This window comes from Psychrobacter sp. Arc29 (assembly GCF_041431175.1).
Taxonomy (GTDB): domain Bacteria; phylum Pseudomonadota; class Gammaproteobacteria; order Pseudomonadales; family Moraxellaceae; genus Psychrobacter.
The window spans coordinates 94,651-108,426 of sequence record NZ_JASMRR010000004.1 but is presented as its reverse complement, the minus strand read 5'-3'; the positions used below and the strand labels follow the sequence as shown (position 1 = coordinate 108,426).

At 44.9% G+C, this 13,776-nt stretch carries 11 protein-coding genes; 6 read left to right on the top strand and 5 right to left on the bottom strand.

The genetic code is table 11. The features are described from left to right. The 3 genes from cysT to QO189_RS06940 form a co-directional block, all read right to left on the bottom strand. Nucleotides 1-885 carry a sulfate ABC transporter permease subunit CysT gene (cysT, locus tag QO189_RS06950; RefSeq protein ID WP_071001578.1) on the bottom strand — a complete coding sequence of 295 codons (885 nt, stop codon included), beginning with the start codon at nt 883-885 and terminating at the stop codon, nt 1-3. A 227-nt stretch (nt 886-1,112) separates the two neighbouring features. After that, nucleotides 1,113-2,204: a sulfate ABC transporter substrate-binding protein gene (locus tag QO189_RS06945; RefSeq protein ID WP_371532120.1), complete on the bottom strand. Its 1,092-nt coding sequence runs from the start codon at nt 2,202-2,204 to the stop codon at nt 1,113-1,115. 260 nt (nt 2,205-2,464) lie between these two features. Further along, nucleotides 2,465-3,592: a sulfate ABC transporter substrate-binding protein gene (locus QO189_RS06940; RefSeq protein WP_371532119.1), complete on the bottom strand. Its 1,128-nt coding sequence runs from the start codon at nt 3,590-3,592 to the stop codon at nt 2,465-2,467. Between the two features lie 366 nt (nt 3,593-3,958). Between QO189_RS06940 and QO189_RS06935 the strand changes: the two genes are divergently transcribed. Continuing rightward, nucleotides 3,959-4,477, top strand: coding sequence for a hypothetical protein (locus QO189_RS06935; protein ID WP_371532118.1), 519 nt, complete (start codon nt 3,959-3,961; stop codon nt 4,475-4,477). Between the two features lie 137 nt (nt 4,478-4,614). Here the strand turns inward: QO189_RS06935 and sat are convergent, their stop codons facing one another. Continuing rightward, on the bottom strand, nt 4,615-5,865 hold the full coding sequence (gene sat / locus QO189_RS06930; protein ID WP_371532117.1) for a sulfate adenylyltransferase: 1,251 nt from the start codon (nt 5,863-5,865) through the stop codon (nt 4,615-4,617). Nucleotides 5,866-6,209: 344 nt separating this feature from the next. On the opposite strand from sat, the gene QO189_RS06925 reads away from it, so the two are divergent. Genes QO189_RS06925 through QO189_RS06915 form a run of 3 tightly spaced genes read left to right on the top strand, consistent with a single transcriptional unit; the run spans nt 6,210 to nt 9,175 of the window. Next, complete coding sequence (locus tag QO189_RS06925; protein ID WP_371532116.1) at nt 6,210-7,895, top strand: nitrite/sulfite reductase; 1,686 nt, start codon at nt 6,210-6,212, stop codon at nt 7,893-7,895. After that, nucleotides 7,888-8,478 carry a DUF934 domain-containing protein gene (locus QO189_RS06920; RefSeq protein ID WP_371532115.1) on the top strand — a complete coding sequence of 197 codons (591 nt, stop codon included), beginning with the start codon at nt 7,888-7,890 and terminating at the stop codon, nt 8,476-8,478. Before QO189_RS06925 ends, QO189_RS06920 begins: the two co-directional genes overlap by 8 nt. Before the next feature lie 58 nt (nt 8,479-8,536). Beyond that, nucleotides 8,537-9,175: a phosphoadenosine phosphosulfate reductase family protein gene (locus QO189_RS06915; RefSeq protein ID WP_201601048.1), complete on the top strand. Its 639-nt coding sequence runs from the start codon at nt 8,537-8,539 to the stop codon at nt 9,173-9,175. An 89-nt stretch (nt 9,176-9,264) separates the two neighbouring features. On the opposite strand, the gene QO189_RS06910 is transcribed toward QO189_RS06915, so the two are convergent. Beyond that, nucleotides 9,265-10,005: an SDR family NAD(P)-dependent oxidoreductase gene (locus tag QO189_RS06910; protein WP_371532114.1), complete on the bottom strand. Its 741-nt coding sequence runs from the start codon at nt 10,003-10,005 to the stop codon at nt 9,265-9,267. Nucleotides 10,006-10,298: 293 nt separating this feature from the next. Between QO189_RS06910 and cysG the strand changes: the two genes are divergently transcribed. Both cysG and QO189_RS06900 read left to right on the top strand, forming a co-directional pair. Further along, nucleotides 10,299-11,927, top strand: coding sequence for a siroheme synthase CysG (gene cysG, locus QO189_RS06905; protein WP_371532113.1), 1,629 nt, complete (start codon nt 10,299-10,301; stop codon nt 11,925-11,927). A gap of 153 nt (nt 11,928-12,080) precedes the next feature. Beyond that, the gene (locus tag QO189_RS06900) at nt 12,081-13,691 is read left to right on the top strand and encodes an exonuclease SbcCD subunit D C-terminal domain-containing protein (RefSeq protein ID WP_371532112.1); all 1,611 of its coding nucleotides are present in this window, start codon (nt 12,081-12,083) and stop codon (nt 13,689-13,691) included. Nucleotides 13,692-13,776: the final 85 nt, after the last annotated feature.

Genomic DNA, 13,776 nt, shown 5'->3' with positions numbered 1-13,776 from the left:
TTAGCGAGCTCCTACGCGGCGCGACAGTTTCCACTGCATGATATTGATGGTCAATAAAATCACAAACGATATGAGTAGCATAAACAGTGCAACCGCAGAAGCACCTTGAACATCGAACTGCTCAAGTTTACTGATGATGATGAGTGGTAAAATCTCAGACTGCATCGGAATATTACCCGCGATAAAAATAACGGAGCCATACTCGCCAGTAGCACGGGCAAACATCATACCTGCGCCCATCAGTAAAGCAGGCAACAGCTCTGGTAAAATTACTTTGCGAAAGGTGGTTAAGCGATTAGCGCCCAATACGGCTGCGGCTTCTTCAAACTCAACCGATAGCTCAGCGAGTACAGGCTGTACTGCACGGACGATAAAGGGAAAGCTCACCACAACCAATGCCAGCCAAATACCTATCGGCGTAAAGGCGACCTGAATATCAAATTTAGCGAACCATTGACCAATCAAGCCATTAGGCGCGTACAGTGTCGCAAGCGAGATACCCGTCACTGCTGTTGGTAGTGCAAATGGCAAATCAACCAAGGCATTAATTAACGACTTACCCCAAAACTCATAACGCACTAGCACCCACGCAACCAGTGTACCAAAGACCATATTGGTCAGCATCGCTAAAAACGACATCCATAAGCTGAGCTTAATTGCAGCAGTGACTTGCGGCTGGGTAATGGTTTCCCAAAAACCCGTCCAACCCATCTGAGTTGTGGTATAGGCCATCATGGCAAACGGTAGTACGACCAATAATGACAAGCTAAAGACAGTGATGCCCATGCTCAGACCAAACCCGGGTAGCACATTGCGCTGACGCAAGCGTGTCAACCACCCTTTTTTGTTGGTGGGTTTACTGGCAGAAGAAGATGTTGCACTCATAGTGATGTCCTATTGCCTAACTGATGGTACTTAGCGAGGGTGCTCACCGTAAGACCATTATTATCACAACTGTTATTAAAATTATTATTGGTCGGCTTACAATATAAAGGACATAGTGCGTACGACCATGTCCTTTATGGGGTGCTTCATGACTGACTGTACGATTAACTGCTTCAACCAGTTTCAGTGGTTAGCGCACTAGCAGCTCTTATATACGTAGCAGGCGATTACTGCGGCGCATTAACAGCCAACTGATCAAACACACCGCCATCACTGAAGTAGGTGCTCATGATCTCATCCCATGTGCCAAAGGCATCGTTCGGGCGGAAAGTCTCAACAGGTGGCAATTTGTCACTGTTTTTGTCAAGAACGCTCTTAACGCTAGGACGTAAGTATAAATCGGCGGCTAGTTGCTGAGCAGGCTCACTCCATAAATAATCAAGATACGCTTTGGCCGCGTCGGTAGTACCTTTCTTGTCTGTTACTGCCTTCACAACTGCCACAGGGCTTTCTGATTTGATTGAGTATTTTGGATAAACGATATCTACTTGACCTGCGCCAAAATCAGTCGCTGCAAGGTTGGCTTCGTTTTCAAACGTCACCAAAACATCACCGATACCACGCTGAACGAAAGTCGTCGTTGCTGCACGTCCGCCATTTTCATAAACTTTGACATTTTTTAGCATGTCTTTGACGTAGCCTTTAGCTTTTGTTTCATCTTGATTAAAAGCATGTAGACCATAACCGTAGGCGCCTAAGAATGCATAACGGCCGTTACCCGTCACTTTTGGGTTAGCCATCACAATCTCAACACCATCTTTGGTCAAATCTTCCCAATCTTTGATATTCTTTGGATTGTCTTTACGTACCAAAAATACGATCGTGCTGGTAAAAGGAACGGCGTTGTCAGGGAATTTGCTTTCCCAATCTGACTCAACCAAGCCTTTTTTCTCAAGTAGCTCAATATCAGAGCCTTGGTTCATAGTGGCAACATCCGCTTGTAGACCATTAGCCACAGACAATGCCTGTTTGCTTGAGCCACCATGTGACTGCTTGATTAGAATCTTGCTGTCTGGGTGTTCCGCTTTATAATGCTCAACAAACAAAGGGTTGTAGTCTTTATAGAAGTCACGTGCCACATCGTATGAGACGTTGAGTAGCTCGATATTTTGCCCTTCTGTCGTCGCTGAACCATCAGCTGCTGCCTCAGTAGTCTCACTGTTGCTACAGCCAGCCAAACCCAATGTCAAAGCAACGCCAGCAATACTTAAGGCACTAAGGGTTTTACTCTTTTGTTGATAACGAGCTACGTCTGTCATAAATACCTCAAAGATGTCTGTTGTGTAATGCAAGTATGCTAACAGCGCCATCTTATTATGTTTAATGATGAATATGCGTATGTTATTGCCAAAAGGGAATAACAAGCAGGCAAAGCCAATCATATCAATAATTTATGAAAAAATTATATACGCATAACCAACTTTTTTCTGATTTTAACATTGGATACGTCTTATCTATCTTGTCCGTGTTTCACTGATAACGGCCAAGACAGATAATTCTACAAGCCAGAAATTAACGACTACTTAGCACTTGCCAGCTGATCGAAACGGCCACCGTCTACAAAGAAAGTATCCATAATCTCTGCCCATGGGCCAAAGACGGCGACAGGCTCAAACGTTTCAATATCAGGCAGAGTATCTTTATGAGCGGCAAGTATTTGCTCATCACTCGGACGCATATACATTTTTGCCATGAGCTCTTGGGCAGGTTTATCCCATAAGCCTTTTAGATAAGCACTTGCCGCTTCGGTCTTGCCCGCCTTATCAGTCACTGCCGTGACGACTGCTACTGGGTTGGCAATCTCAACCGAGTAACTTGGATAGACAATATCGACCTGACCTTTAGCGAATTGCTGAGCGGCCAAATTCGCTTCGTTTTCGGTGGTGATAAGTACATCGCCTAGGCCGCGCTGGGTAAAACTGGTCGTCGCAGCACGTGCGCCATTGTCATAAGTGACCACGTTTGCCAACAGCTTTTTGATAAAGTCATTGGTTTGAACCGGGTTGTCACTGCTGTTTTCTTTAAATTGATGCAAGCCATAGCCGTAGGCGCCTAAGAAAGCATAACGTGCTGTACCACTGGTCTTGGGATTGGGCGTGACCACATCGATATCGTTACGGGCTAAATCCGACCAGTCTTTGATGTTTTTTGGATTGCCAGTACGAACCAGTAGTACCATAGTGCTGGTGTATGGCACGGCATTATTTGGTAGTGCTTGCTGCCAGTTGGCAGACACCAGACCTTTCTCCACCAACAGGTTCATATCGCTCTCTTGGTTAAAGGTGACCACATCTGCTTGTAGTCCATTGGCAACAGATAATGCCTGCTTGCTTGAACCGCCATGCGATTGATTGATATTTACTTTGCTGTTTGGATGGGCTTTTTGATAGTCAGCACTAAATAACGCGTTATAGTCTTTATAAAAGTCACGAGATACATCGTAGGAAACGTTGAGTAGATTGACATCCTGCATCTCACCATTAGCGTTGTTCCCTCCATCGTTTTGCGCCCCTTCGGTTGGACTACAGCCTGTCATTATGATCGCTGCTGCGAGCATGCCGCTAGTGGTAAGTGCCCGCGCTCTTATATGTTTATTATTGGTTGGCTGGATGCTAGCAATGCGGAATTTTTGGAGTTTTTTTTGCATGATGCTCTCGATAAAGTTGGTAGAAGCGTGTTGTCAAAATTTTGACCATCATCACAAGGCTTATGATCATTTGAGCTTGGTTCTTTTGGTTTTTACTCTGTTGATTTCGGTTTTCGGATGATGAAAGCTATGCTAGCAGCATAAATAGCAAACGCTTAGTGACGAATCCGCTTATCAAGTCCTGATGTTGGCATAAGCACTTAGGATGTGCTCTTAGGAAATTATGAAGAACGAGAGGTAAATCATTGCAGGCAGGCTTATTAAATAGACTATAATTCAGCTAGGCTGCACCATCATTTTATATAGTGTGCCCCAAGCGCCAATGCTATATCCATTTTACCGTCTTATTTGACCAAAGGCCTTTTTATGACTCTTTCGTCCCATCGCTTTCATTCTGTTGCAGCATTAACATTGATGGCCTCTGCCCTAGCTGCCGTAACGGGTTGTCATAACGTGATGCCCGCGGTGAAGAATTCTTCGCACAGTGCTGTAGCGGTTCATTCAATTCCAGTGGATGTTATGAAAGACTATATTTCTGGTGATTATGCTTCTGCAGATTATGACAAACGCGCACAAGGCTATGACTGGATTGGCGTCATGGTACGTGCAGAAAGTGACCAACAAATCGATATAAAAATTCGCTCACGCAGCGATATCAAAAAACAGACTTGTCAGTTTGATGGTAAGGCGACATTAATGGGGCAAGACGCGGCACACGGTACGATTTTTCAGGCGCAGACAAATGACAGCACCGTCTTTTTTCAATTTAAAGACAATATGCTGACGATTGATAGCCCAGATACGTATGCGCTGAATTATTTTTGCTCAGGCGGTGCCTCACTTGCGGGAGAATATCAAAAACTGACAGAAGATTTAGCGATTTGATAGCTCACGCTAACTGAGGTGAGAGATGCTAAAAATGATAAAAAAAAGGTGCCAGACTCATTGTCCGACACCTTTTTTAGGTTTGATGCAGCACTGATTTTTTATGCTGGCACTTTTTTATGCTGACACGCTCGAGTTTATACCGCAGATGCGCCAGTGAGTTTGATCTCAGCACGTTCTTCACGAGCGATGCTGCCGTAGTAGTTACGTAGTATCTCAAGCACTTCTGGACGGCTAAAGTTCTCTGGTACTTCCATGTCTTCTGATAGCGCTTTACGCAGCTTGGTACCTGATACTTTAACGTGTTCAGACGCGTCATGCGGGCAAGTCTTGTCAGATGCCATGGCGTTACAAGCATTACACCAGAACGTCCAACCAATTTTTAGCGGCTGGGTGATGAGATCGTCTTTGCCAACCTGTTCAAAAATAGTTTGGGCATCAAATGCACCATAATAATCGCCTACACCAGCATGATCGCGACCAACGATCAGATGGCTACAGCCATAGTTTTGGCGGAATAACGCATGCAATAATGCTTCACGTGGACCAGCATAGCGCATATCTAGTGGATAGCCTGCTTGAATGACCGTGTCTTGTTTGAAGTAATTATCAATCAAGGTTTTGATGGCTTCTTGACGTACTTCTGCTGGAATGTCACCTGGTTTTAGTGCGCCTAGCAATGAATGAATCATAACGCCATCGCAGATCTCAATGGCGATTTTGGCCAAATACTCATGTGAGCGGTGCATCGGATTACGCGTTTGGAACGCCGCCACGGTCTTCCAGTTTTTCTCTTCAAAGATTTGACGCGTTTGCGCGGGCGTTTTATAGATACCAGGATAACGCGTTGGGAACTCGCCCTCGCTCAGCACTTCTACACTGCCTGCAATATTGACATCATCTTGATCCAATACTTGCTGAACGCCTGGATGCTCTGGGTCTGTCGTGGTAAATACTTGCTGACACTCATGTTCTTTATCGATGGTATAGGTCTCTTCTACCGTCAAGATACCCATGACTTCGCTATCTTGTGCAACTAGGGCTACTTTGTCGCCTTGACTCAGACTATCCGCTGTCGCCTTTGGCGCAGACAAGGTGATCGGAATTGGCCAAAACAAACCTTCGTTATCCCCACCTTGCAAGCGCATGTTATCAACCACACCTTGCCAGTTGGCTTGATTCATAAAACCGTTCAATGGCGTAAAGCCGCCAATACCGAACATGATCAGATCACCACGCTCGCGTGAGCTTAAGGTAATGGTTGGCAAGGTGCTGGCAAGCTCTAGTGCTTGCTCGCGTGCTTCGCCCTCTAATAACAGTGGCTTTAGCTCGGCACTGCCATGTGGCGGAACCAGCTTTGATTGGGTTTGGCTTTGGGTCTGGGACATATCGTTATTAAAACCTCTTATTAGAAAGAATGGTCGATAAAAACAATCAACAAAGTAAGCAGCTGATAAGCCAGCCACGAATAGCTGATAATGAGAATAAAGCGAGAACGATCAGGCGTTAAATTTGATAAGCATAGGCTACCTAACTTTCGTTATGAAAATTTATGCTGTGTTTGGATATGGATATGTCTGAAAGGAATTTATGTTTATAGATAGAAGCTTATATGATGTGACCCTGAATTGTTTAAATTGCGATTTGTGGTAAAGTCTATCACCTACGAGCACAGATATTAGATTGCTTCCATCGCTGCTTTTAAGACTAAAAACAAAACTGAGATTACGTCATGTATCAATATAATTACGCTGACCAGACGTTGGTAGAGGAACGAGTTGCCCAATTTCGCGACCAAACCGAGCGATTTCTAGCGGGTGAGCTGCCAGAAGAGCAGTATTTGCCACTGCGATTGCAAAACGGTCTGTATATTCAGCGTTATGCGCCGATGCTCCGTATCGCCATCCCTTACGGACTACTTGCCAGCTATCAGTTGCGCAAATTGGCAGAGATTACCCGCAAGTACGATAAAGGTTATGGGCACATGACTACCCGTACCAATATTCAGCTGAACTGGCCAAAACTAGAAGAAGTGCCAGACATTTTGGCAGAATTGGCAACGGTACAGATGCATGCCATCCAAACCTCAGGCAACTGTATCCGTAATACCACAACGGACCCTTACGCTGGTATCCATAAAGAAGAAATCGCTGATCCACGTCCTTATTGCGAAATCATTCGTCAGTGGTCAACCTTCCACCCTGAGTTTGCTTTTTTACCGCGTAAATTTAAAATTGCGGTAATCGGTACCGAAGCGGATCGCGCTGCGACGCAAGTACATGATGTGGGTCTGCACGTCATTACCAATGACGCAGGCGAGCTTGGCTTTGAAGTTATCGTTGGTGGTGGCTTAGGACGCACCCCCGTTATTGGCAAAACCATTCGCAAATTCTTACCGCGTGAGCATTTACTCAGCTATCTCGATGCCATTTTGCGCGTTTATAACTTGCATGGTCGCCGTGATAACAAGTACAAAGCCCGTATTAAGATTTTGGTCGATAGCTTAGGCGGCAATCAGTTTGCCAAATTGGTGGAGGCTGAGTGGGAAGCACATACTAAAGATGGCCCGCTTACCTTGACTGAAGATAATTTTGACACCGCTGCCAGCTATTTCAGCATGCCTGATTATCAGTCATTTGATGCGCTCGCAGTACAGTCTGAGTTACAACAACAACTAAACGCTGATAAAGACTTTGCCAATTGGTATAACCAGAATACCGTCGCACATAAGGTAGATGGTTACCGTGCGGTAGTGATCTCTTTAAAAGCCGGACTGGTAGAAGGTCGTTATGTGCCATCAGGTGACTTGAGTGATGCGCAAATGGATGCGCTTGCCGATTTGTCTGATCGTTATAGCTTTGGTGAGTTGCGCGGTACGTATCAGCAAAATCTGGTATTCGCTGATGTGCAAACCAATGAGCTTTATGAATTGTGGCAGCAGTTGTCAGACTTGCATTTAGCACGCGCCAATATCAACACCTTAACCGACATGATTGTCTGCCCAGGTTGGGATTATTGCTCACTGGCCAATGCGACTACGCACAATATCGCTGAGCAAATCGAAAAGCAGTTTGATGATTTAGATTACTTGTATGATCTTGGTGATATTCGCCTAAATATGTCAGGCTGTATGAACGCCTGCGCCCATCATCACACAGGTGATATCGGTATCTTGGGTGTGGACAAAAAAGGCGAGCATTGGTATCAGATTAGCCTTGGCGGTAACTCTAGTAATGACGCCAAATTGGGAAAAATCTTAGGAAAAGCGGTGCCAGCGGATGATGTGGCCAGCACCTTGCAAACCATTTTAGATGTGTATCTCGATATACGCGGTACTAACGAACAAGATGTTGAGGGTTTTGGTGACGTGATTGACCGCGTTGGTATCGCCCCCTTTAAGGAGAAGGTCTATGGCTAATCATCATGTGCTCGATAGCCATGGCGCAGACATCAGTGGCGAAGATACTTGGCAAGCGCTAGCGACAGCGCAGCTGCCTGACGGTATCGCATTATCAAACCTGACCTTACTTGAGCTGTTACACAAACAAGAAAAAGTCGATGTGCTTATCCCATTAGCAGATTTGTTAAATGCTGATGGCAAACTGGCAAACGGTTTGCTAGAGCAAGTATTGGATATCCTCAAGCAGCACAGCAGCCGATTGGGTGTGTGGATCACGTCCAACACTGATGCTGATGACCTGCCCGATGTAAAAGACTTTTTATTGACGCAAGATCTGATCGTCATTCATGTCCCAAGTTTTGTGGACGGTCGCGGTTTTAGTTTTGCACAGACCCTGCGTCAGCTTGGTTATGAAGGTGATATTCGCATGGCAGGCGCGTTTGGTCGTGACCAAATCGCTTATTTGCTGCGCGCTGGTGCTACTAGCTTTGTACTCAATGAGCATGATGTCAACTCTAATATCAGCCAAGCCTTCACTGCCCTAGCCAGCAGCTATGATGGTCGAGACGCTTCAGCATTACCGATGTTCTCAAAAAACTAATTTTATTGTTCACTATCAAATCGCTATTTTTATATTAACAATTATTAAGGAATGTATTATGAGCCAATTACACCCAAACCTAGATATCGACCAAGCGAACCAAGATTTGCAAGGTAAATCACCTGAGCAAATCGTTGAGTGGGCACTGACGCAAGCAAAAAACCCAATCATCACCACCAACTTCCGTCCTTATGAATCAGCGATCTTGCATTTGGTTGCCAAGCAGCGCCCTGACATCACTGTATTGTGGGTAGACTCAGGTTACAACACCGATGCGACCTATCAGTTTGCTAACAAATTGATTCGTGATCTTGATCTAAATGTTGTGACTTATATCCCAAAACAAACGGCTGCACACCGTGATGCAACCATGAATGGTATCCCTGGTATCGATAACCCTCAGCATGACGAGTTCACTGAACAAGTGAAACTTGAGCCATTCCGCCGTGCACTAGACGAGCTAAAGCCTGATGTATGGTTCAATGCCATTCGTAAAGACCAAACAGAATTCCGCCAAGGTCTTGATGTACTGAGCTTATCAAAAGACGGTGTATTGAAAGTGGCGCCATTGTTTGAAAAAACAGATGCGGATCTAGACGTGTACTTAGATGAGCACAACTTGCCAAACGAGCATGACTACTTTGATCCAACTAAAGTAGAAGAAAGCCGTGAGTGTGGTCTGCATACTCAGCTGTAATCTTAGTGTTTTCTGAATGAAAAAAGCCCTTTCTTTAATTTAAGAGAGGGCTTTTTTACTGTTGACGACCATGTTGGCAACTACTAAAGCTATTTGCGACCTAGCACCCAACCGCCATCCATCAAAACGTTAGCGCCTTGCATATAATTAGAGTCATCAGATGCCAAGAACACAGCAAGTGCAGCAATCTCTTCAGGCTTACCAGCACGCTCGGCCGGAATACGCGTCAGGCGTTCATCGTCAATACCTTCAGTCATTGGTGTTTCTATAAAACCTGGCGACAATGTATTCACTTTGATGCCTTGACTACCAAAATCAAAAGCCAGTTGTTTTGAGAAACCCAAAATGGCATGTTTGGAGGTTACATATGCTGAGCCGCCCGGTCCTGCCATTTGTGTCGCTTGCGAGCCGACATTAATAACAGTGCCGCCACCTTGCTTGATAAAATGCGGAATCACCATTTTTGAAGCCAGATAAGGCGCTTTGACATTAATCGCCATCAATTTATCGTAAAAATCTTCTTCTAGCTCAACAGCATTGTCATAAGCATCATGGATACCAGCACCGTTGTACAAAATATCGATTTTATCATAAGTCGTTAACGCGCTATCAACCACTGCTTGAATATCACTCTTTTTAGTTACATCAGCTTTTACAAAGATGGCATCTTGATTGTTATCTGTAATATCTTTAACGATTCGATTGCCATCTTCCTCATCTCGTCCTGTGACGACGACTTTAGCGCCTTCATTAGCAAATGCCTTAGCCGTCGCCTCGCCCAACCCTGAAGTGCCACCAAATATAATCGCCACTCTGTCTTGTAATTTCATAGTATGCTTACTCTTTTTAAATATTGTGAATTATTGATACACGATTAATTATCTTAAGACATGCTAGCACAGCCTAATTTTGGGATATGTTAGCGTGTGTTAGATAATTTATTGATTTAAGAAAGTCATTTAATCTATTCCTATTGGCAAGGAAAATATCAATTAATATTTCAAAAACGAATATGTTAATGCCAATTCATTAGGTGAGAGTGTGTCTGTGATACCTCATAATGGCGGCATCTCTCATACCTTTTCTACCCTTTATAATAAATAACTCAATATATGGTGACACTATGAACACCTTCCCGCTATTTTTTAAATTAGAAGGCCGTAAAGTGCTCATCGTGGGCGGCGGCGAAGTGGCACTGCGTAAAGCTGACTTGCTCAGCCGTGCTGGCGCGTGCATTACGATTCTTGCGCCTGACATCAGCCATGAGATACAAGCCTTGCTAACGGATGATAAACACCAGTTTATCTACGAGAATTATAATAAGCGCTATATGTCAGGTGCACGTGTGATCATTGCCGCGACTGACGATGAAACGCTTAACAATGAGATTCACGCAGATGCGACTGAGTTAAACATCCCAGTCAATGTGGTCGATACGCCGCCATTGTGTGATTTTATCTTTCCAGCGATTATCGATCGTAATCCCATTGTCATCGGCATTTCATCAAATGGTAAAGCCCCAGTGTTGGCACGGCTATTACGGGCACGCCTTGAGACCTTGATCCCGCAAGGCTATGGTAAACTAGCCAAGTTGGCAGGGGATTTCCGTACTGAGGTAAAAGCCAAAATACCAACGCTGACTGGACGGCGGCAGTTTTGGGAGCGTGCGTTTGAAGGTCAAGTCAGCCAGCTGATGTTTGCCGGTAATGAAACAGAAGCAGCTGCCAAGCTACAAGCGGATTTAGATAACACTGCCGCTGCTATTCATAAGACAGCCCATCCTGATGCTGCGGAAAATACAACGCCTACTCTGTCAGACGAGTCAGAAACAAAATTACCCCCCGTAGGCGAAGTCTATATCGTTGGCGCAGGCCCTGGTGATCCAGAGCTTTTGACCTTCAAAGCGCTGCGTTTAATGCAGCAAGCAGATATTGTCTACTATGATGCCTTGGTATCGCCACAAGTGCTGGATCTTTGCCGCCGTGATGCAGACAAAGTGTTTGTCGGTAAAAAACGCAGCAACCATACGGTCGCGCAGCTTGGCATCAATGAATTATTGGTCAATAGCGCCAAAGAAGGTCGGCGTGTCGTTCGCTTAAAAGGTGGCGATCCATTTATCTTTGGTCGCGGTGGCGAGGAGATCGAAAGCTTACGAGCAAATAATGTGCCGTATCAGGTCGTGCCGGGCATCACCGCTGCCAATGCCGCTGCCAGCTATGCGGGGATTCCACTTACTCATCGTGACCACTCACAGTCCGTACGTTTTGTGACAGGATTTTTGAAAGCAGGCGCACCTAACAGTAACTTCAAAAATTTCTTGAACACCGATGAGACGGTGGTATTTTATATGGGTCTGCATTCGCTAGCGCGCTTGACTGAAGGCTTGGTTGACGCTGGTCGTAGCGCTGATACGCCAATTGCCATTGTCTCTAATGCCAGTATGCCCAATCAGCAAGTACTGACAGGTACGCTTGCAACGATTGTTGCCAAACAAGAGGACGCCGAGTTGCCGACGCCTGCCCTACTTATTATGGGAGATGTGGTCAGTCTACATAATGACTTGGCTTGGTATAATTTACAAAATCAGCAGCACAGTCAAAACAGTGATGATATAGCTAAAAATTGGTTACGTGAAGGCTCGAGAGGTGAAGCAGTAAAACAACCCATAGACCAGCAAGCGCACGCACTATCGATGATTGCAAATCTTGCGACAAATTCAGGGGACGATCTAGAGCAGCTCATCGTCGATTAATCCTCTGTGTTTTATTATTCCTTGTACCGCAAAGCGACCCTGCCAATAGATGATTGGCAGGGTTTTCTTTTGGCAACAGAGAAAATTTCAACGATTCTTGCTAGAATGAAAGCCACCTAATTAATGTTCTGACGTTTAATAATAAGCCAAACTATGCCCCTATCTGTTGCTCCTAAATACCGCTCTACTAAACCTTTAAAAATATTGCACACGTCCGATTGGCACTTGGGGCGCAGGCTTTATGGTCGTCTTCGTTATGAAGAGTTTGAGGCGTTTTTGCAGTGGTTAGAAGACGCCATTAGCGCACAGCAAGTGGATATATTGATTGTCGCAGGTGACGTCTTTGATACTATGACCCCAAGCAATAAAGCCCAAGCGCTATATTATGAGTTTTTGGGTAAGGTCTCACGTTCCTGCTGTCAGCATGTGGTCATTGTCGCAGGCAATCATGACTCACCCACCTTTTTGGATGCGCCAAGCAATGTGCTCAAATTTCTGAACGTCCATGTGATTGGGACTGCTTGTGATGATTTAGAAGATGAAGTATTGGTCTTAGGTGATGATGATAATAATCCTCATTGCATCATCGCCGCTGTACCCTACCTGCGCGACCGTGATGTGCGTAGCAGTAGCGCTGGCGAGTCTGAGGATAGCAAAGACGCCAATGTTATCAAAGGTATTCGCGCTCACTATGATGAGGTAGCAAGCATTGCGAGAGAACAGCAGGCCAAATTAATCGAGGTACATCAACGGCATATCCCTATCATTGCCACAGGTCATCTATTCGCAGCAGGCGGCAAAACAACCGACGATGATGGCGTGCGCGATCTCTATGTCGGCTCACTTGGAAAAATCTCCGCTGATATGTTCGATGAGAGTTTTGATTATGTTGCCCTTGGGCATTTGCACGTGCCGCAGCGTGTTGGCGGTCGTGAGAGTATTCGCTACTCAGGCTCACCCATCGCTATGGGTTTTGGAGAGGCCAAACAGCAAAAGCAAGTATTGCTGGTACAGTTTGGTGCCGCAGAACATTTTAATAATGACATCTCAGAGCTGAATGTCGTACCTGATAGTATTATTCCTCATGCCATCAATATAGCCGCTACTATTGAAGTCGCCCAAGTTAAAAAATCAGTAGATAAATTAGCAGAAAAAACTGCTAAAACAGTGGTGAGTCAGGCACTGCCTTTCATGGACGACTTGTTCGGCTTTGATGAGCCATTAGAAGATGAGGAAGTTAAAAAATCCACTGTCATAGAAAATACTCCTATTCAGCCTGAGCAATATAAAAGCATTCGAGAAACTTCTACTGACGCCGTGACTAGCAATAAAATACTGCATCGCGATGACGCTAATCAAATGCAAGTAATGTCCCTGCCCATTCCAAAGTTTCAACAACTGGCGCAAATATCTGGTGACCTAATTACGATTGAGCAAACCATTAGAGCGCTTACGCAATCGGACTCTATTTGGCTAGAGGTTGTCTATACAGGGGATGAGATTGTCAGTGATTTGCGTGAGCAAGTGCAAGCAATGGTGGAAGGGGTGCCATATGAAGTGCTTAAGATAAAAAACACTCGTACTTATAACAAAGTCCTCAATCAGCAGCAAACCTCTGAGAACTTGCAGGACTTAAATGAGATGGAAGTGTTTGAGCGCTGCTTGACGATAAATGATGTGGCTGATTCTCAAAAAGACTCGTTGCGTGATGCCTATGGTCAGATACTTTATCACTTACATCATGAGGACAAACAGGCAGAATAATATAAGTGGTAAATCATTATCGCACTTCTATTTTCTATCTTTCTAAATTTTCGCAGTTGTTGCTATCACTAATAATAAGATATAT

What these genes read in the sequence shown, in the direction of transcription:
- sat (WP_371532117.1), bottom strand. Translation starts at nt 5,865, where the DNA reads ATGTCCCAGACCCAAAGCCAAACCCAATCAAAGCTGGTTCCGCCACAT.
- QO189_RS06940 (WP_371532119.1), bottom strand. Translation starts at nt 3,592, where the DNA reads ATGCAAAAAAAACTCCAAAAATTCCGCATTGCTAGCATCCAGCCAACC.
- QO189_RS06900 (WP_371532112.1), top strand. Translation starts at nt 12,081, where the DNA reads ATGCCCCTATCTGTTGCTCCTAAATACCGCTCTACTAAACCTTTAAAA.
- QO189_RS06925 (WP_371532116.1), top strand. Translation starts at nt 6,210, where the DNA reads ATGTATCAATATAATTACGCTGACCAGACGTTGGTAGAGGAACGAGTT.
- QO189_RS06910 (WP_371532114.1), bottom strand. Translation starts at nt 10,005, where the DNA reads ATGAAATTACAAGACAGAGTGGCGATTATATTTGGTGGCACTTCAGGG.
- cysT (WP_071001578.1), bottom strand. Translation starts at nt 885, where the DNA reads ATGAGTGCAACATCTTCTTCTGCCAGTAAACCCACCAACAAAAAAGGG.
- QO189_RS06920 (WP_371532115.1), top strand. Translation starts at nt 7,888, where the DNA reads ATGGCTAATCATCATGTGCTCGATAGCCATGGCGCAGACATCAGTGGC.
- QO189_RS06935 (WP_371532118.1), top strand. Translation starts at nt 3,959, where the DNA reads ATGACTCTTTCGTCCCATCGCTTTCATTCTGTTGCAGCATTAACATTG.
- cysG (WP_371532113.1), top strand. Translation starts at nt 10,299, where the DNA reads ATGAACACCTTCCCGCTATTTTTTAAATTAGAAGGCCGTAAAGTGCTC.
- QO189_RS06945 (WP_371532120.1), bottom strand. Translation starts at nt 2,204, where the DNA reads ATGACAGACGTAGCTCGTTATCAACAAAAGAGTAAAACCCTTAGTGCC.
- QO189_RS06915 (WP_201601048.1), top strand. Translation starts at nt 8,537, where the DNA reads ATGAGCCAATTACACCCAAACCTAGATATCGACCAAGCGAACCAAGAT.